The 19,131-nt window shown below is 45.4% G+C and carries 16 protein-coding genes, 2 tRNA genes, 1 rRNA gene, 1 pseudogene and 1 riboswitch; of the genes and pseudogenes, 16 read left to right on the top strand and 4 right to left on the bottom strand.

All coding sequences use genetic code 11. The features are described from left to right. The first annotated feature begins 117 nt into the window (after positions 1–117). The 11 genes from rrf to thiH all read left to right on the top strand — a co-directional run bounded on the left by rrf (position 118) and on the right by thiH (position 9,082). Positions 118–233 (top strand): 5S ribosomal RNA (gene rrf, locus L1D15_RS21795). Positions 234–264: 31 nt separating this feature from the next. Further along, positions 265–341 (top strand) — tRNA-Asp (locus L1D15_RS21800). A gap of 171 nt (positions 342–512) precedes the next feature. Further along, positions 513–589, top strand: a tRNA-Trp gene (locus tag L1D15_RS21805). A gap of 237 nt (positions 590–826) precedes the next feature. Continuing rightward, positions 827–2,209, top strand: a complete 1,383-nt coding sequence (locus L1D15_RS21810; RefSeq protein WP_239877030.1) for a multicopper oxidase family protein — start codon at positions 827–829, stop codon at positions 2,207–2,209. 110 nt (positions 2,210–2,319) lie between these two features. Further along, positions 2,320–2,703 carry a fluoride efflux transporter CrcB gene (gene crcB, locus L1D15_RS21815; protein WP_239877031.1) on the top strand — a complete coding sequence of 128 codons (384 nt, stop codon included), beginning with the start codon at positions 2,320–2,322 and terminating at the stop codon, positions 2,701–2,703. 69 nt (positions 2,704–2,772) lie between these two features. Continuing rightward, positions 2,773–2,871: riboswitch (TPP riboswitch) on the top strand. A gap of 138 nt (positions 2,872–3,009) precedes the next feature. Further along, on the top strand, positions 3,010–4,950 hold the full coding sequence (thiC, locus tag L1D15_RS21820; RefSeq protein WP_239877032.1) for a phosphomethylpyrimidine synthase ThiC: 1,941 nt from the start codon (positions 3,010–3,012) through the stop codon (positions 4,948–4,950). 2 nt (positions 4,951–4,952) lie between these two features. Further along, positions 4,953–6,182: a thiamine phosphate synthase gene (gene thiE, locus L1D15_RS21825; protein WP_239877033.1), complete on the top strand. Its 1,230-nt coding sequence runs from the start codon at positions 4,953–4,955 to the stop codon at positions 6,180–6,182. Continuing rightward, on the top strand, positions 6,176–6,937 hold the full coding sequence (locus tag L1D15_RS21830; protein WP_239877034.1) for a HesA/MoeB/ThiF family protein: 762 nt from the start codon (positions 6,176–6,178) through the stop codon (positions 6,935–6,937). Before thiE ends, L1D15_RS21830 begins: the two co-directional genes overlap by 7 nt. A gap of 32 nt (positions 6,938–6,969) precedes the next feature. Further along, on the top strand, positions 6,970–7,179 hold the full coding sequence (gene thiS / locus L1D15_RS21835) for a sulfur carrier protein ThiS (protein ID WP_239870219.1): 210 nt from the start codon (positions 6,970–6,972) through the stop codon (positions 7,177–7,179). Positions 7,180–7,184: 5 nt separating this feature from the next. Beyond that, positions 7,185–7,952 carry a thiazole synthase gene (locus tag L1D15_RS21840; RefSeq protein ID WP_239877035.1) on the top strand — a complete coding sequence of 256 codons (768 nt, stop codon included), beginning with the start codon at positions 7,185–7,187 and terminating at the stop codon, positions 7,950–7,952. Between the two features lie 17 nt (positions 7,953–7,969). Then, on the top strand, positions 7,970–9,082 hold the full coding sequence (thiH, locus tag L1D15_RS21845) for a 2-iminoacetate synthase ThiH (protein WP_239877036.1): 1,113 nt from the start codon (positions 7,970–7,972) through the stop codon (positions 9,080–9,082). 97 nt (positions 9,083–9,179) lie between these two features. On the opposite strand, the gene L1D15_RS21850 is transcribed toward thiH, so the two are convergent. Further along, positions 9,180–10,967, bottom strand: a complete 1,788-nt coding sequence (locus tag L1D15_RS21850; protein ID WP_239877037.1) for an aminopeptidase P family protein — start codon at positions 10,965–10,967, stop codon at positions 9,180–9,182. Positions 10,968–11,056: 89 nt separating this feature from the next. Continuing rightward, positions 11,057–11,998 (bottom strand): LysR family transcriptional regulator, encoded by a 942-nt coding sequence (locus L1D15_RS21855; protein ID WP_239877038.1) that lies wholly within the window; start codon positions 11,996–11,998, stop codon positions 11,057–11,059. Between the two features lie 142 nt (positions 11,999–12,140). On the opposite strand from L1D15_RS21855, the gene L1D15_RS21860 reads away from it, so the two are divergent. Both L1D15_RS21860 and L1D15_RS21865 read left to right on the top strand, forming a co-directional pair. Then, complete coding sequence (locus L1D15_RS21860) at positions 12,141–13,301, top strand: multidrug effflux MFS transporter (protein WP_239877042.1); 1,161 nt, start codon at positions 12,141–12,143, stop codon at positions 13,299–13,301. A gap of 84 nt (positions 13,302–13,385) precedes the next feature. Next, the gene (locus tag L1D15_RS21865) at positions 13,386–13,670 is read left to right on the top strand and encodes a hypothetical protein (protein ID WP_239838763.1); all 285 of its coding nucleotides are present in this window, start codon (positions 13,386–13,388) and stop codon (positions 13,668–13,670) included. A 35-nt stretch (positions 13,671–13,705) separates the two neighbouring features. Here L1D15_RS21865 and asnC read toward each other — a convergent pair whose 3' ends face one another. Beyond that, entirely contained in the window at positions 13,706–14,170 is a 465-nt protein-coding gene (gene asnC / locus L1D15_RS21870; RefSeq protein WP_239838762.1) for a transcriptional regulator AsnC, read from the bottom strand. Between the two features lie 96 nt (positions 14,171–14,266). Here asnC and L1D15_RS21875 point away from each other — a divergent pair, with 96 nt between their 5' ends. From L1D15_RS21875 to L1D15_RS21885, 3 genes are all read left to right on the top strand, one after another. Beyond that, the gene (locus tag L1D15_RS21875; RefSeq protein WP_239877039.1) at positions 14,267–17,413 is read left to right on the top strand and encodes an EAL domain-containing protein; all 3,147 of its coding nucleotides are present in this window, start codon (positions 14,267–14,269) and stop codon (positions 17,411–17,413) included. 53 nt (positions 17,414–17,466) lie between these two features. Next, positions 17,467–18,246 carry a class I SAM-dependent methyltransferase gene (locus tag L1D15_RS21880; protein ID WP_239877040.1) on the top strand — a complete coding sequence of 260 codons (780 nt, stop codon included), beginning with the start codon at positions 17,467–17,469 and terminating at the stop codon, positions 18,244–18,246. A gap of 101 nt (positions 18,247–18,347) precedes the next feature. Continuing rightward, the gene (locus tag L1D15_RS21885) at positions 18,348–18,911 is read left to right on the top strand and encodes a hypothetical protein (protein ID WP_239877041.1); all 564 of its coding nucleotides are present in this window, start codon (positions 18,348–18,350) and stop codon (positions 18,909–18,911) included. Positions 18,912–18,954: 43 nt separating this feature from the next. Here the strand turns inward: L1D15_RS21885 and L1D15_RS21890 are convergent. After that, positions 18,955–19,131: pseudogene (locus L1D15_RS21890) on the bottom strand (IS4 family transposase); the annotation flags it as partial.

A 19,131-nucleotide genomic window follows, 5' to 3' on the forward strand; every position in this document is an offset into this window, starting at 1 on the left:
TACTAATTGCCCGTGAGGCTTAACCATACAACACCCAAAGGGTTTTGATGGACTCAGATAAGAACATTGAATGTGTAAACACAGAACTTAAAACAGCTTTCCAGATTAAAGAATTTGCTTGGCGACCATAGCGTTGTGGACCCACCTGATTCCATGCCGAACTCAGAAGTGAAACGCAATAGCGCCGATGGTAGTGTGGGGTTTCCCCATGTGAGAGTAGGACATCGCCAGGCTTTACATTTAGACTTAGAGTCTAACCAGTGCGGAGCGGTAGTTCAGTTGGTTAGAATACCGGCCTGTCACGCCGGGGGTCGCGGGTTCGAGTCCCGTCCGCTCCGCCACTTATTTCGAAGCCTCGCTTATAGCGAGGTTTTTTCGAATCTAAAATCTGAAAAGATTCTACAGTGGTGTAGCTCTAATTCGAAAGAATAAAGAGCAGTGGATTCCCCAGATACCTTGTGATAGGGCGTGTTGGGAGTTCTAATCCATTCGAACCTGATTGTAGAAAATTTAGGGGTGTAGCTCCAATTGGCAGAGCAGCGGATTCCAAATCCGCGTGTTGGGAGTTCGAATCTCTCCACCCCTGCCATATTTAAGGCTCTAGTCGAAAGACTAGAGCCTTTTTCATTCCAACTATGAATGTCTAATCTGTAGAGTCGTAACTCGCCCGAGATAACACAATAGTCAAAGACATGGGCTATTATCTTCTTTCTTATCTGTCATTTATCCAGTGATAATAAGTGGCATTAAAAATTACTTTTCTAGTGAGTATTATTCTTAATTATTTGTTACATTTTGCTAATGAATCAATAAAAGTTATCAGAATATGGAAATCTCTCGTCGTCGCTTCTTGCAATCCTCACTCGCTATTTCTGCGCTTAGTGTACTTCCTGCTTGTTCAATGAACCGGTCTACTGATCCGCAAGGGCGTTATGTCTACGATATTACGGCTGAACCTGCGACTGCAGAATTGGTGCCTGATTATCAAACCCAAGTGCTTGGATTCAATGGGCAGATTCCTGCGCCTACGATCCGTTGCCGTCAAGGTGAGCCAGTTACCATAAGATTCACTAACAAACTATCAGAGCCGACTACCATCCATTGGCATGGACTGAGAATTCCTATTGAGATGGATGGCGTCCCATTCCTTAGCCAGCCACCTATCATGCCAGGCGAGACCTTCAGCTACGAATTTACACCACCTGATGCTGGCACATTCTGGTATCACCCGCACATGAATAGTGTTAAGCAACTTGGGATGGGGTTGGTTGGGCTGATCATTGTCGAAGAAAGTCAGCCTGTTATCTTCGATGAGGAACATGAGTTGATGCTTAAGCACTGGCACCTAGACAAGCAAGGCCAGTGGAAAGACTTAATGATCCCGCGTATGAGTGCACGAATGGGCACTCCAGGGGAGTGGAGTAGTGTGAACGGTATACATGAGCCGATTTACCAACTGAAGGCCAGAGCGACCACACGGTTGCGAATAGCAAATGTCGACAATACTATTACTTACCCGATTGCAGTGGAAGGTGCTGAGGCATGGGTCATCGCTATCGATGGTAACCCCGTAAAAACGCCCTATAAGCTATCTCAGCATAGAATTGGTCCAGGAATGAGGGTTGATATAGGTCTTATTGCTCCTCAAGCTGGTGAGCGTGTCTATGTTCGTCAAATGAAGGGACGTTTCTCATTTCCTCTGTGTGAATTCGAAGTTGTCGAATCCTCTTTGCCTGAGTCTCAACCATTGCCCAAGTTACCATTGAATCCAGTTCCTCAGCTTGATTTGGCTAATGCTGAAGAAATTGACTTTGTTTTTGAGTGGGAAGGTGCGGTTACCCCAACGAGTAAAGATGGTAAAGCTATGCCCAAATTCTGGTTAACCAATAAACGGTCATGGGAAGGTATGAGCAAAAATAATATTCCAGCACCTTTGGCAACACTTGAATTGGGGAAGACTTATATTTTTGACTTAAAGAACGTCACCCAGTATCACCACCCGATCCATATCCATGGTCATACATTCACAGTTCTAGAAATGGACGGTAAAAAGATTGCAGAACCGTTCCATACCGATACCGTACTGCTAGGTAAAAACGGTAGAGCCAAAGCGGCGTTTGTTGCAGATAATCCAGGGCGCTGGATGTATCACTGCCATGTGATTGAACACATGAAAACCGGATTAATGGGTTACATTGAAGTAAAGTGACTCCTGTAACTTTTTAAATCTCAGAATTAATTTGAGATAATGTGTTGCGATTTTGATTCGAAAATAGCCTTATTCCAGATACAATACGGCAGAATTTGACAGGAGGAACCATGGGACAACTTTCGATTCTCGGTTTTATCGCTTTGGGTGGCGCCTTTGGTGCGTGTTCTCGGTATTTAATTTCCGAACTGTGTGTTGTTTTACTTGGGCGTGGTTTTCCCTATGGTACGTTGACGGTCAACGTAGTGGGCTCATTTATTATGGGCTTGCTGATCGCGGCATTTGAAAATGAAATGTTGGCCACCGAACCTTGGCGACAAATCGTTGGCTTAGGCTTTCTTGGGGCTCTGACGACCTTTTCGACTTTTTCCATGGATAATGTATTACTCATGCAGCAAGGTGCATTTTTTAAGATGGGTCTCAACGTACTATTAAACGTTATAGTTAGTATCTCAGCGGCTTGGATTGGCTTTCAAATACTGATTAAGAGCTAATTTTGGGGTAAAGTTTCGCTAATATTCTTCTACACGGCTTGGTTTCACCAGGCCGTTTTTATATACTGATTTTACTTGTCGGAGTGCCATAAGGCTGAGACCGTTAATTCGGGATCCGTTGAACCTGATCAGATTAGTATCTGCGAAGGGAACAGGAGAAGAGATCACTGTATTTTCGCACCTGTGATCTATCTACATTCAAGTAATACATTTCTTTATTACTTTGATACCTCTTGTCGCATCTATCCGCCAAGCATTTTTATCCAAAATCTTTTTATCTAGAATAACAAAGCAAGGAAAAATGCTATGTCGAGTCGCAAGCAAGCGAGACTGGAAGCAAAACAGTTTATTGATTCTCTCTCGGTACAACCGTACCCCAATTCACGCAAGGTATACGTACAAGGTTCACGCCCAGATATTCGAGTGCCTATGCGCGAAATCACTCTAGCTGATAGCCTTATTGGTGGCACAAAAGAAGAGCCGATTTTCGAGCCTAATGAACCTATCAGGGTTTATGACACTTCAGGAGTCTATACCGATCCTACTCATACCATAGACCTGTACAGTGGTTTACCTAAGCTGAGAGAGAAGTGGATAGAAGAGCGCAATGATACAGAAGTGCTCGATGATGTGAGTTCAATGTACACCAAGCAACGGCTGGAAGATGAAACGCTCGATGAGCTTCGTTATGGCAACCTGCCACGCATCCGTCGTGCTAAAGGTGGCCAATGTGTTACTCAGCTGCATTATGCACGTAAAGGCATTATTACACCTGAAATGGAGTATATTGCGTTACGTGAAAATATGGGCCGTGCAAAGTATCGAGATCAGGTTCTTAATCAGCAGCACTCAGGCCAAAGCTTTGGGGCTAATCTTCCAGACGAAATCAGCGCTGAATTTGTACGCAGAGAGGTCGCTGAAGGTCGCGCTATTATCCCTTCAAACATCAATCATCCAGAATCTGAGCCTATGATCATTGGCCGTAACTTTCTTGTGAAGGTAAACGCCAACATTGGTAACTCCTCTGTGACCTCATCAATTGAGGAAGAAGTTGAAAAGTTGGTTTGGTCGACACGTTGGGGGGGCGATACAGTGATGGACCTGTCTACTGGTCGTAATATTCACGAGACTCGCGAATGGATTTTGCGTAATAGCCCAGTCCCAATCGGCACTGTACCAATGTACCAAGCATTAGAGAAAGTGAACGGCATTGCCGAAAATCTCAATTGGGAGGTAATGCGTGACACTTTAATTGAACAAGCCGAGCAGGGCGTTGATTACTTTACTATCCACGCAGGTTTACTCCTTCGCTATGTCCCTATGACAGCCAAGCGCGTGACAGGCATTGTCTCACGCGGTGGCTCTATCATTGCTAAATGGTGTTTGGCTCATCATCAAGAAAGCTTCCTCTATACCAATTTCCGCGAGATCTGTGAAATCTGTGCTAAGTATGACGTGGCACTATCGCTTGGTGATGGTTTACGTCCTGGATCAATTGCAGATGCCAATGATGAAGCCCAGTTTGCAGAATTACGCACGCTTGGAGAACTTACAAAGATCGCATGGGAGTATGATGTTCAGGTGATCATTGAAGGCCCAGGGCATGTGCCAATGCATATGATTAAAGAGAACATGGAAGAGCAGCTAGAGCATTGCCATGAGGCGCCTTTCTATACGCTCGGCCCTCTCACGACAGACATTGCTCCCGGCTACGACCATATTACGTCGGGTATAGGTGCTGCAATGATTGGTTGGTATGGCTGTGCAATGCTGTGTTATGTGACTCCAAAAGAACATCTAGGCTTGCCTAACAAAGAAGATGTAAAGACAGGACTGATCACTTATAAACTTGCCGCTCACGCTGCCGATTTAGCGAAAGGGCATCCAGGTGCTCAGATTCGTGATAATGCCTTATCTAAGGCTCGATTTGAATTTCGTTGGGAAGATCAGTTCAACCTTGCGCTTGACCCTGATACTGCCCGTGCATTCCATGATGAAACCTTGCCCCAGGAGTCGGGTAAAGTTGCCCATTTCTGCTCTATGTGTGGCCCGAAATTCTGCTCAATGAAGATCTCTCAGGAAGTTCGAGAATACGCAAAAGATATTGATCAAGTCGCGGCGGACCAAGCCATCTCAATCAAATTGCTTGATGACCCATTGGAAGGCATGCGTCAAAAGTCTAAAGAGTTTAGAGAGACTGGCTCTGAGCTTTATCACCCTGCAGTAACTTCGATCACGGAGGGATAACGGTGAAGATCCTTATTCCAGCTATGATGGATACACTCCATCATGAGGTGGGGTTGTGCCTGCGGCTGGCCAAGAAGCAAGGGTTTGAAATCGATAAGTTTGAGTTGGGCATTAGCCCTGCTCAAACTATTCAGATCACTCAAGGCGAAAGCACGATTGCTCTGGGGGCTGATTTAATCAGTTCTTCTCCGGTTGGTGATTTAGATTACTACCTCATTTACTACTCACAACTGTCTCTTACAGATTATGTGCCTTCCAAGTTTCCAGTGCACGTTTATCTCAATATTGCAGAGAAAGAACAATCAATAGATATTTGGGCTAATTTGCATGGCCATGGTAGCAATGCGCTGGTAAGCTCGGATCATATTCCCGATACCGAAGAAATACGTCACTTATCTTGGGTTATTGTTCTACTTTCATTGCAATTCACGATTGAAGATGCATTGACCCTTTCTCGGGCAATGATAAATGTTTCACGTGAAACATGGGCCGAATGTATCGAAGATTTTCCTATTCCGCTTATTGAGGATATTAGCTCCGGTATTCAAACTGATAGTGTGACTAAAAGGAAGCAACTCTTATTTCCTACTGTGTGTAAATCTGCGATGGCGTTATATCCGGTAGTTAATAGCGCGGATTGGGTCGAGAAACTCTTGAAGATGGGGGTTAAGACGGTACAACTACGTATTAAGGACTCGCAACAACTCGATTTAGAGCAACAGATTGTTCGATCAATCGAGCTAGGCCGCCAGTATGATGCACAAGTGTTTATCAATGATCACTGGGAGTTAGCAATTGAGCATCAAGCCTTCGGTGTCCATCTAGGACAAGAAGACTTAGAGAAGCTTGACCTTGAAGTGTTAGCAGAAGCCAATATCTGCTTAGGTCTGTCTACACATGGTTATTTTGAGTTGCTACGAGTTGCACAGTTCAATCCAAGCTATTTAGCTTTGGGTCACATCTTTCCAACAAAAACCAAGCAATTGATGTCCAGCCCACAAGGTTTGGTCCGCTTAGCCCTATATCAGAAATTGGTTAACTCTATGTCCGCTAATGGAACCGCTGTGATACCAACTGTTGCGATCGGAGGGATTAACACTGCAAACGCCAAATCAGTGTGGGACTGTGGTGTGACAAGTTTGGCACTGGTTAGTGCCATTACCAACGCGCCTTCATGTGAGCATGCCGTCCAATTCTTCAGAGGGCTAACGGAGGAGTCCTCAACGTGCTAACAGACCAAGAGTTTTTACGTTATCACAGACAGGTGTCATTACCTGAGATTGGTGAAGATGGTCAATACAAATTGAATCGAGCCCATGCTCTAGTCATTGGCTGTGGTGGCTTGGGAAGTGCGGCAGGATTATATCTAGCAGCGGCTGGTGTTGGAAAAATAGTGCTTGTTGATGATGACAAGGTAGATAGTACTAATTTGCAACGTCAGATCGTTTATCGAGAGGCTAACCTCGGTGAGGAAAAGACGAAGGCAATACGAGACCAGTTGAGTGCCCTAAACTCGGGCATCAGCTTGCGCACGATCTCTCAACGGCTTTCAGAGTCTCAACTCGCTTTAGAAGTTATGCTGGCCGATGTTGTTTTAGATTGTACGGACAATCTTGAAACGCGCCAATTAGTCAATTCAGTGTGCTTCAAACAGAGCAAGCCACTTATCTCTTCTGCAGCCGTTGGCTGGCAAGGCCAGTTTGCTGTATTTGATTATTCGCAAAAAGAGCGCAGCAATATGGGGTGCTATCGCTGTCTTTATCCTTTTGATGAACTAAAACAACCTAAAAAGTGCAGCGATAGTGGCGTTGTTGGTCCTGTTGTAGGCACATTGGGAAACTATCAAGCACTGGCTGCGATACAAAGGCTGGCAATGGGAAGGTTCAGTTTTCTTCCGAGTCAACTCCATCTATTCAACGGATTAACTCTTGAATGGCAAGTGATGACTATTGCCCGTGATAAACATTGCGCTGTTTGCAGTGGTTAAGCGCTATAACCGATTAATAAAGAAGCGAAATGATGAGTGAGATACAAATCATAGTAAATGAACGGCCTCATAATGTGAGTGCGGGGTCGGACTTAGAGAGCATTATTAAGCAATTTTCACTGCCTGAAATCGGCTGTGTGTTTGCTATTAACAATACGGTTGTGCCTCGTAGTGAGTGGTGCACAACATGTCTGAGTGAAGGAGATACCATTTCACTTTTTCAGGCCATCGCCGGGGGATAATAGCCATGCTGAAGATCGCAGACAAAGAGTTTAGTTCAAGATTGTTTACGGGTACAGGAAAGTTTGCCAGCAAGTATCTAATGGAAAACGCAATAAAGGCGTCTGGTTCTCAATTAGCTACAATGGCACTTAAGCGAGTAGATGTGCATGATCACCAAGATGATATCCTACAGCCTTTGCTCCAATCAGGAGTGAATTTATTGCCTAATACTTCGGGGGCAAAAAATGCGAAAGATGCAGTTTTCGCAGCGCATTTAGCCAGAGAGGCGCTAGAAACGAACTGGTTAAAGCTCGAAATTCATCCTGATCCAAAATATCTAATGCCAGATCCCATTGAAACATTATTAGCAGCCGAGCAACTGGTGAAAGACGGATTTACGGTTTTGCCATATTGCCATGCGGACCCAGTTCTGTGTAAGAGGTTGGAAGAGGTAGGGTGTGCAGCCGTGATGCCTTTAGGAGCTCCAATTGGCTCAAATAAGGGCATAGCATCGCATGACTTTCTTGAGATCATTATTGACCAAGCTAATGTGCCGGTTGTAGTGGATGCGGGAATTGGCGCGCCTTCACATGCAGCAAGAGCAATGGAAATGGGAGCGGATGCCGTACTTGTAAACACAGCAATAGCAGCGGCCTTTGATCCAATATCAATGGCAACGGCATTTAAGATGGCCGTTGAGTCTGGCCGATTAGCCTATGAAGCTGGCTTGGCTGGGCAAGTCTCTCATGCTGTTGCATCGAGCCCTTTGACGTCATTCCTTGATGATCTCTAATATGAGTAGGTGTGAGAATGACTTTTACCGACCAATTTAACAGGCTAAATTGGGATGACATTTCGATGTCGATATATGCCAAAACCGCGCAAGATGTTGAGCGAGCATTAGCTAAGCCAAAGCGTGATCTAGAAGACTTTAAGGCACTCATTTCACCTGCTGCAGAGCCTTACATAGAAGCAATGGCCCAGCAGTCTTATGCTTTAACTAGACAGCGCTTTGGCAATACGCTTTCGTTATATATTCCTCTTTACTTGTCGAATCTGTGTGCTAATGCTTGTACTTATTGCGGTTTTTCAATGGAAAATCGCATCAAACGTCGAACCCTGAATCAAGAAGAAGTCAGAGCTGAAATGAATGCCATTAAACAGATGAAGTTTGATAGCATATTATTAGTGACAGGTGAGCATGAAACTAAAGTGGGGATGAAGTACTTCCGTGAGATGTTGCCCATCATCAAACAGAAATTTAACTACTTAGCGATGGAAGTGCAGCCGCTTGAACAAGACCAGTACGCAGAACTCAAATCATTAGGTCTGGATGCTGTCATGGTGTATCAGGAAACTTATCACCCTTCGACGTATGCGGAACATCATCTGCGAGGCAACAAAACGGATTTTGAATATCGCTTAGAAACTCCGGATCGGTTAGCAAAAGCTGGCATAGATAAAATAGGCATTGGCGCATTGATCGGCTTGGAGGAGTGGAGAACTGATTGCTTCTATGTTGCTGCTCACCTTGATTATTTAGAGCGTACATACTGGCAAACGCGTTATTCCATTTCGTTTCCAAGATTAAGACCATGCGCGGGGGCATTGCAACCTAAATCGGAGATGAGTGACAAGCAGTTAGTGCAATTGATTTGCGCATATCGATTACTCAATCCTGAAGTAGAACTCTCTCTATCGACACGTGAATCAGCACACTTCAGAGATAATGTTTTGCCACTGGGTATTACGTCAATGTCTGCAGCATCAAAAACACAACCTGGTGGCTACGCATCAGAAGAAACTGAATTGGAGCAGTTCGAGATCAGTGATGAGAGAAGTGCAAGCTCGGTTGAAGCGATGATTCGCGCCAAAGGTTTTGATCCAGTATGGAGAGATTGGCACTCAGTCTATTCCGGCTGAAGTGTTTAAAGTGTTTCACGTGAAACATTAGTGATACGCTTAAAACTAAAGCTCTCCATTGGAGAGCTTTAGTTCAAGAATCGATTGCTAACAGTAATCAGTAGTGAAGTGGTTGGGTTGCTTTTTCTAACCACACCTTTACATCCCCTTCGACTAAGGGGCTAATATCATGCCAAACTTTTTGGTGGTAATCATTTAACCATGCTAGCTCTGGCTTAGTTAGCATATTAACATCAATATTTCTTGTATCGATCGGACAACGAGTTAGAGACTCGAACGAAAGAACTGGAAAGTCACCATTGGTTTCACTCTCAACCACTAGCTCTAGGTTTTCAATACGAATTCCAAAGGCATCCGCGCGGTAATAGCCCGGCTCGTTTGAAAGCACCATACCTTCGACTAAAGGAACATCAATCTGTCGCTTCGATATACTAGCAGGGCCTTCATGAACATTTAGGAAGTGGCCAACACCATGGCCTGTGCCGTGGTCATAATCATAGCCTTCTGCCCACAAATGCTGGCGTGCTAATGTGTCAATCTGATAACCACGTGTGCCTTTCGGGAAACGGGCACGAGCAACACCAATATGGCCTTTTAGAGCAAGCGTGAATTGCTTAATCATTTCGTCACTTGGTTGACCAATAGCGATAGTACGCGTGATATCTGTTGTACCATCTAAATACTGACCGCCAGAGTCGACTAGATAAAGTGTATTGAGTTCTAGCTTACCAGGTTCAGGTTGATTCTCATGATTATAGTGGCACATGGCCGCATTACTACCCGCAGCAGAAATGGTGTCGAAACTCAGATCCATTAGAGTTGGGTCTTGCTTGCGGAAAGACTCTAATTTATCGGAGAGCGTTGCTTCATCATGCAAGTTGCCTTCAGCTACTTGTGCATCTAACCAACACAAGAACTTACTCATCGCAACGCCGTCTCGAATATGACAGGCTTTCATACCTGCAACTTCAGTCTCATTCTTCGCAGCTTTAGGCATCAAGCAAGGATCTGCCGCACCAACTACATGAGCGCCGCTGTTTTGCAGAATTAATTTGAACCATGCATTACTGGTCGTTGGATCGAGCAATACTTTCTTGCCCGCCAATGATTCAAGACGTGCTTGGAGTGTCTCTGGATGATGAACACTAACTCCTTGTCCGACATGCTGTTCAAAGCCGTTAGGCAGGCGAGCTGGGTCAAGGAAGTATTCCAGTGTTGAATCTGCATGTAAGATCACATGTGATAAAAGAACCGGTAATCGAGAAACATCTAAACCGCGTACGTTGAGTAGCCAGCAAACGGAATCCAGTGCTGTGATCACGGCACTATCAGCGCCTGATTGCGCGACCAATTGACTGATCTCCTGGCGCTTAGATTGGCAAGATTGACCAACCGCTTCCGTTGGCATTAAACGAACGTCTGAAACCACAGGTTGCGGACGGTCATGCCACAGCTCGTCAATAGGGTTACTGGAGAGTACTTTGAGCTGCAATACGTCTGCAAGCTTTGCCTGTGCCATGGATAGCCAAGCTGAATTGTGCATTCGCGGATCTATCGCCACAACTTGCCCCAGGGAAAGCTGGTCTTTAACCCAATCTAGAGCTGGTTCTTCAATTAAATGGCGATACTCAAATAAGTCTGCAGGGACTTCTTTGGTCACTTGAACCGTATAACGCCCATCAACAAACATCGCTGCTTTGCTCTGAGTGATAACCGCGGCACCGGCTGAACCAGTGAAACCGGTTAACCAATGCAGACGTTCATTATGAGCGGGTACATATTCGCCTAAGTATTCATCTTCATGGGGTATTAGCAACGCATCAATATCGTGCTGAACCAGCCATTCGCGAATGGCTGCCAAACGTTGTTCAGTAGTGGTAAGCATCTATTAATCCTTCATCATTTATTCACGCGTCCTTTCTATAAAGCGGACGATGTGGCAATAAGCTACTCCTTTTACCGTCAGCCTGCAAATCATCTCAATGCGGTCGTTTTTTCTCTGATTATTCTACGTAACCAAGACAAAGCAGGGTCATTTTCTCGGTCTCTATGCCAGAACAAGGTATAGGCCATTGGCGGAAACTCTAAAGGCAGCGGTAAGACGGTCAGGCCCAGTTGTTTAGACGATAGCTTCACAAAGTGACTCGGGGCGGTAAAAATAAAGTCCGTGTAGGAACAAAGGCTGGCTGCACTGTTAAAGTCAGGTACTGTGATGGCAATATCCCGTTCTTTACCAATGTCTGCCAAGCGATAATCCAGTAGCCAGCGATCATTACCATCACAACGAACCTGGACATGGCGTTGTTCGAGGTAAGCTTCTAGGTTCCAGTGGCCAGAGAGAATTGGATGATTATGGCGCAATAAGCACATCTGGTTATCTCTGTATATTTCCTGCTCGCAAATGTCGTTAGGTGGAAGCATAGTGAGTTTTGCATCGTTAATATCTATGTCTTTACCTGTTATACCGAGATCAATGTCGCCGCGTTGGATCTGACGAAAGGTTTGATCGGCCCATGAATGGGTACTGATGGTCACTCCTGGTGCCCGCTTAAAAATTTCTGGTAGAAAATGAGGAAGAATTAATGGGTAAACACTTTCCACGGCGGCAATCTGAAACTTATGGTCACTCGAGTCTGGCGAGAATTGTTCAGGCTGAGTAATTTGTTCTAAGTGATGGATCAAGCTATCCAGTTTTGGTTTGAGGAACAGTGTTTTTGGGGTTGGTTTTAAGCCATGAGCGTGGCGAACAAACAGAGGATCGTCGAATTGATTACGCAGTTTTGCGAGGTTCTTACTCACAGCCGACTGACTGAGGCATAGGCGATGTGAAGCGCGAGTCACGTTTAACTCTTCTGAGAGTACTTTCAAGCATACAAGAAGGTTAAGGTCGAGGCGGGCAAGTTTTTCTATGTTCATGTGAAATTCCTATATGGAATATCTTTAATGATTATGTGTCATTGGATGTCATAACTAGACTAGCTTACACTGCAAACAATTTCATCAATTCTTGTCGGGAGTCTTCTTCGTGCCAATCGCTCATCAACAAAATCACGGTAAAATGCAAATGGTGCTACTCACTTTGCTAGTACTGTTTAGTCCTTTGGCAATTGATATCTATTTGCCAGCCTTACCGTTGATTTCTCAAGCGTTTCACGTGGAACACGCACTGGCTCAAGATACGATTACATGGTTTTTGTTCGCTATGGGTGTAGGTCAATTATTTGCAGGCCCGCTGGCAGACAAGGTAGGACGTCGAACTGTTGCATTAGGTGGAATTAGTATCTATGCGTTGAGTGCCTTATTGGCGTGGGGCGCTCAGACGATTGAGTGGATGCTAATCGCGAGGCTGCTACAAGGCTTAGGTGCGTGCGCGACATCGGTAGCAGCCTTTGCAACAGTTCGCGATATTTTTGGGCCACAAAAAAGTGGCAAAATGATCAGCTACTTGAATGGTGCCATTTGCTTTATTCCAGCGTTAGCGCCAATTCTTGGTAGCTGGCTAACTCAGCAATTTGGTTGGCGATCTAACTTCTCGTTTATGGCTTGGTTTGCCTTGATCGTGTTGGTTGTGATGTTCATGAAAATGAAGGAAACCAACCCTGCGCCAAGTAAAGATCCAGTATTTCGTCCTAGTCGTTACATGGCTGTGCTCAAAACTCCATCGTTCTTATTCCACGCTTCATTGTGTATGTTGGCTATGGCCGTCATTCTGGCTTATGTTACCTCGGCCCCTGTAGTCCTGATGGAAAACTTGGGGCTGACGATGAACGAATTCACCATGTGGTTCGGGATCAACGCTGCGATTAACATCGTTGCTTGTATGACAGCACCGAAGTTTATGGAGCAATACGGGACGCATAAAACATTGTTTGTGGGTATTATGACCCTTGGCTTAGCTGGTATTGTGATGCTAGCGATGGCTAAAACACCGACGGCCATGGCTTTTATGTTGCCGATTTTTATGTCTTCGGTCGGATTCGCATGGGTGCTAGGCGCTGCGGCAGGAAAAGCTCTAGCGCCATTCGGTGACAAAGCCGGTACCGCGGCTGCTTTACTTGGCTTGTTCCAGATGAGTGGTTCTGGCCTTGTTGTCGGGACCGTGCAACGACTTGGAATGGAACCACAAGTAATGATAGCGGTGCAGATGTTCATCATTGTTCCAGGGATTTTTGTATTGATGAGTAAAGCAGGAAAAAAATGGCATGCTGCCATAGCGTAAGTTTGTCTAATTGCTTTGAACGACTAAGAAAACATTGTATATTTGATCCTCACTTCTAATAACTAATGTGGATATTAAACCTCGATGTCGATGACAACTTATGAAATGGCTCGTGTACTGGAACAACTAGAAGATGCTCCGGAAAAAGTGATGTTTGGAAAACTATTGAACGAGCTGGGTAACCAAAGTGGAGAGCGTATTCGCAGTGCAGCGAAGCAAGTGCCACTTCATATGTTGCGTGATATTGTGTACCAGTTTCAACAGGTAGTGGAAGACCGTAAAGGGGAAGAGGTTGCTTCGATTGCAAAAACGATTGCCGAACAAGGCATTTCTGCTGAAGAACTCAAAAAGTACCTGGAATCCAAATAACATAAAGAAGGCCTGCATTATGCAGGCCTTCTTGCTTATGGATTAACGTTACGGTTGATGGGGTTCTGGAGAGAAATCAAAGTCTCTGTTGATTGAACTTCATCGATGGCCTGAAGTTTATCTATCAGAACAAACTGGAGCTCTTCAATTGAGCGACACATCAGTTTAACGAAGATATTATAGGCTCCAGTGGTGTAATAGGCTTCAACCACTTCCTCCAAAGCATTTAGCTTCTCAAGTGCCGAATGGTAGTCACGAGCTGCATTAAGGTTGATACCGATAAAGCAACACACATCGTAACCCAATTTTTTGGTATCAACGATCACCTCAGTGCCTTGAATGATGTCGGCCGCTTTCATCTTCTCGATGCGAACATGGATAGTGGCTGGGCTGACCTCGAATTGTTTCGCCATCTCCGCGTAGGCAGTTTTGGCATTTTCCATCAGTGTTTTTAAGATCGCACGGTCAAGGTCATCGAGCTTGGTATGGTGAGCTTGCATCTTTATCCCTACTTAAAACGCTATGTCCTTAGTTCAAAATATCAACAAGAGTGATACTATTAAACTAATTGCTAACTTCATCTGAGAGCTATTTTAGTGCGCTTTTGCCTGATTCTTCTAGCTGTATTTTGTGCGGCGCTCCCTTATGCTCACGCCAAAGACAAAGATGTACTGATTGTTCACTCTTATCACCAAGGCTTTTTTTGGACTGATGCATTTCAGCGTGGTCTTGAGGATGTGTTGAGAGGAGAGGATATTGCCACGCGCGTGGTGTACCTCGACTCAAAACGATTACAAAATCCAGCCTACTTAGAACAGCTCTATAAGCTTTACCAAACCAAGTTTTCTCAGGAAATCTTCACAGCTATTGTAGTGAGCGATAACAATGCACTTAACCTAATGCAACGCCTGGCCCCCGAGCTTGGTGATACGCCTGTGGTATTTGGTGGCATCAACCACTATGGACCACAAATGCATTCACAACTAAGAGCAACGGGAGTAATAGAAGATATTGATATCTATAGTAATGTTGCCTTGATTGAACGTATACAGCCGCAAGTGGAAAAGATTTATGTTGTCAGTGACTACTCTGTCACAGGTCAAGCGGTTAGGCGACAGGTTGAACATTTCCTGACCCTCAATAGTGAATATCAGCCAATGGTTGAGCTACTAGTACCGGAAAGCTACCAGCAGCTGATAGACTTTTCTGCCAGCCTTGACAGCAAAAGTAGCATACTGTTTTGGGTCTATTACCGAGATAAGCAAGGCCGGATAGCCACTAAGCAGGAGTGGAAAAAACTCAGTCGAGAGTCTAATGCTCCGATATATATGGTGCATGACTTAGGGCTTGGCAATGGTGCGGTAGGAGGCGTTATTCTCAATGGCCGAACACAAGGGCAGCAAACGGCTAAACAGCTTCTCAAAGTGCTAAAAGCTGATGATCAATCGTTACCTAAAGTTGAAGTGGCGACTCCCGAAATCAAACTGGATTACCAAGCTGTTGTTAAATGGGGGCTGGGCATTGAAGGAGAGGCCGCGACAACCCTATTCAATAAGCCGCTGCCTTTTGCGGTTCGGTATGAGAAAGAACTGAGAATCATTACTGGGCTGGTTGTCTTGCTGTCGGTGATCATCATTGCCTTGGTTTACTACCTGAGCCGACTTAAGAAAAGCGAATCCTTAGCCAAAGAGAGCCAAACTTTGCTTGAGATGGTCTTTGACCAGAGCTACCACTTTATCGGCCTGTTGGATGCACAGGGGCGGTCAATATCCAGTAACAGTAAGCTGCAAGAGCTCCTCTATCATCAGAATTTCAGTGTTGATCGGCCGATTTGGCAACACCAACACTGGGAAGACCATGCGGCAGATAAATTAAAACGCTACTTCAATGATCGACACCAGAAGCAGAATACTCAGTTTGAAGCTGAAATCTGGCACACCGAACAGGGGACCATGGTGCTTGAAATGTCACTCAAGCCTCTACCCGAAATGGGTCAGGGAGCGGAGTATTTATTGGAAGCTCGTGACATCACCTCAAGGAAAATCACAGAGGCACGTCTCTATCAGAGAGAGGCCAACCTTAGTCATTATTACGACCAGCAGCCTGTGATGATGATTACGCTTGATGAGCACAACCGTATTCAGCAGGTAAACCACTTTGCTGAGCAACTGATTGGTTATTCATCAGACAAAGTACTCGGGCATCGGCTAAGAGAGTTCTACCTACATGAAGATGCGGTTATCCCTCGTCAGGTATTGTTACAGCCGAAACAAGCAATGCGTGGCGTTTGGCGGCGAGAAATTGAGTACCGTCATGCCGATGGCAAACCGGTGTGGATCCGTGAAAATATTCGCCCGCTTGTCGAGTCAGGGCACTTGCTGATCGTTGGTGAAGATATTACCGAAACTAAGCAGTTAGCAGAGCAATTAGAGTATCAGGCTCGTCACGATTTGCTGACAGGGACGTTTAACCGGAATCACTTTGAGATGGAGCTGGCGAAGTCATTATTGGAAGTGGAAAGCTATACACGTACTCATGCCATGCTGTATTTGGACCTCGATCAGCTTAAGGTGCTCAATGACACGGCGGGCCATGAGGCCGGAGATACCGCCATCCAGTTCTGCGCTAGTATGCTGGAAGAGGTCTTACCGTATAACGCCATTCTCGCGCGAATGGGGGGGGATGAATTTGCTGTGCTACTCAAAGACTGTACTGAGCGTGATGCTAAAAACGTTGCCAATACGATTATTATGACACTTAGTGAGCAACCTTTTGTTTGGGATGAGATTCGTCTCAACCTGACGTGTTCGATAGGAATTCGTTTGATTGATCATACTGCTGATTCTCCGCAAATGGTTCATGCTCAGGCTGATACAGCTTGTCACGCGGCGAAGGAAGAAGGGCGCAACCGTTTCAACCTTTACTGCCAAGGTGACGCTGATTTGCGCCGTCGTGAACAGGAAATGGAATGTGTCAGTTTGGTTCACAATGCACTGGCGAATCAGCGCATTGAGCTGTTTGCTCAGCAAATATTAGCGCTAAACCAACAAGAGTCGCTGATGCATTTCGAGATCCTGATCCGTATACGTAACGCGGCAGGTGAATACATTTCTCCGGGCATCTTTATGCCTGCCTCTGAGCGCTACAACATTGCCCAGTTGCTGGATAAACAGGTGGTGACTCAAACCTTAGATTGGCTGGCTGCCAATCCCGTGGCGTTGGCGAATCTTGGCATGTGTTCGATTAACCTCTCTGGCCACTCGATGGGTAATAAGGAGTTTATTGCTTTCCTACTGGATACGCTTCAGCACAGCCCTGTACCGTGTGAAAAAATCTGTCTTGAAATTACCGAAACGGCGGCAATGAGTAATATGAATCAGGCAATAGATCTGTTCACTCAGTTTAAACAGCTTGGTTGTAAGATAGCGCTCGACGATTTCGGCTCTGGCTTGTCATCATTTGGCTATCTGAAAAAATTGCCAGTCGACATCGTTAAAATTGACGGATTATTTGTCCGAGATATCGATGTCAATGAAGTTGATCACTTGATGGTTCGCTCAATCAATGACCTGGCAAAGCAAATGGGTAAGAAAACCGTTGCCGAGTTTGTTGAAAATAGCCGTATCATCGACCTCTTAGTCGAGTTGGAAGTTGACTACGCTCAGGGATACGTGATTGGCAAACCCAAACCACTTGAAGAGCTGGTCGATGAGCTGCTGACTGACAAGCATAGTGTCAACTAGCAAAATCCATTACACTGGCGCCCGAGAATTTGACCACTCCTATGGAGCCTATCGTGCAGCTACAACTCATTAGTGAAGATCCGAACCGAAATGAGCAACTGAATCAGTTGGCTCAGCGTTGGGGTCTGTCGCATGATCAACAAAGCCCCTTTGCGCTGGTTCTGACTGCGGAACGCTTAGAGCTGCGTAAAGTCGATGAGCCTAAGTTGGGCGCTATCTTCGTCGAACTAGCGGGTGGTGTAGTAGCTCACAGGCGCAAGTTTGGTGGTGGAAAAGGGCAGGCGATTGCAAAAGCTGCCGGTTTGAATAAAGGCGTGACACCCACAGTGCTCGATGGTACGGCGGGGTTGGGCCGTGATGCGTTTGTACTGGCTTCACTAGGTTGTAAAGTACAAATGGTGGAACGTCACCCTGTTGTGGCAGCCTTGTTAGATGATGGATTGGAACGAGCAAAGCAGGACCCAGAAATCGGAGACTGGGTCAGTGAGCGAATGTCTCTGCTTCATGCTTCTAGCCATAACGCCTTAGAATCTCTGGCTAACGACGCAGAGTTTACTAAGCCTGATGTGGTTTACTTAGACCCTATGTACCCACATCCAGAAGGCAAAAAGAAGAGTGCACTGGTCAAAAAGGAAATGCGAGTTTTTCAATCTCTGGTCGGGGCCGATCTGGATGCTGATAAGCTGTTAGAACCTGCGTTAGCCCTTGCGAGTAAAAGGGTGGTGGTTAAGAGACCTGACTACGCAGAGTGGCTGAATGGGCAAAAGCCCGCGATGGCTATTGAGACGAAAAAAAATCGTTTTGACGTTTATGTGAATGCATCAATGACTTAGCACTCAATCGTATTTTACAGCGTTATTTATTGCTTGCTTAATCGTCACCATGCAGGTATATCATACTAAGAATTATTCGTATTCTTAGCTGGAGTGGTAGCATGGCTAAACGACTTTGTAAGATGAATCGCAAGCAAATTGCTGATGGATTGAATGAAATCCATCGTTTGGTGGTCGCACCTAAGTTTGTCTGTCGTTCTTGTGCTCGCTCTTCAGCAGAGAAAACCTCTTTGTGCAAACCTGCCGCCATTCCTCCTCAGCAGTGCCAGAGCAAACCTATAGAGCAGCAACGCGCCTGTGGTTTACTAGCGGAAGCTTTACCACCTCAAGAGACTCAAGTACCTCACCTTTCTGAAGAGAAGTCCCAAGCGGTGCGTCGCGTGGTGGAGCGAGTTAAAGAGAAAGCGCAGCCTAAGGTGTCTACAGGACCCAAAACCACTGCCGATGATCTGACGCTGGACTTGTCCGATAAGAAAGCGATTAAGAAGGCTAAGAAAGCACTTAAGAAACACTACAAGCAGCAGAAGAAGCTATTGAAGCTGGCTAAGAAGCAACACAAACTGCAAAAGCACGAGGCTAAAATTAAGGCACGTCTCAGTCAAAACCCTGCCCTGAACTTGCCACCAGAGATGTTCGAATCGGCAGCGACACCCAATATGCACTGATAAAAAATGCTCTCCAACTGGAGTAATGCCGTTCGGATAAGCATTAACGCTTATATCTAAATGGGTATTTTGGTGGGACAAAAAGGACTGAACGTCGATACGTTCGGTCCTTTCTTTTATCAGGTAAAATGAAGTGACTTATGCTCTCCCTCATCTGTTTGAGTTTACTTGGCAAAGTTCCATCAGGACTGAGTGCCAACCAACGTAATTGGGTATCTAT

The sequence above is a fragment of the Vibrio sp. Isolate25 genome (assembly GCF_022398025.1).
Taxonomy (GTDB): domain Bacteria; phylum Pseudomonadota; class Gammaproteobacteria; order Enterobacterales; family Vibrionaceae; genus Vibrio; species Vibrio coralliilyticus_A.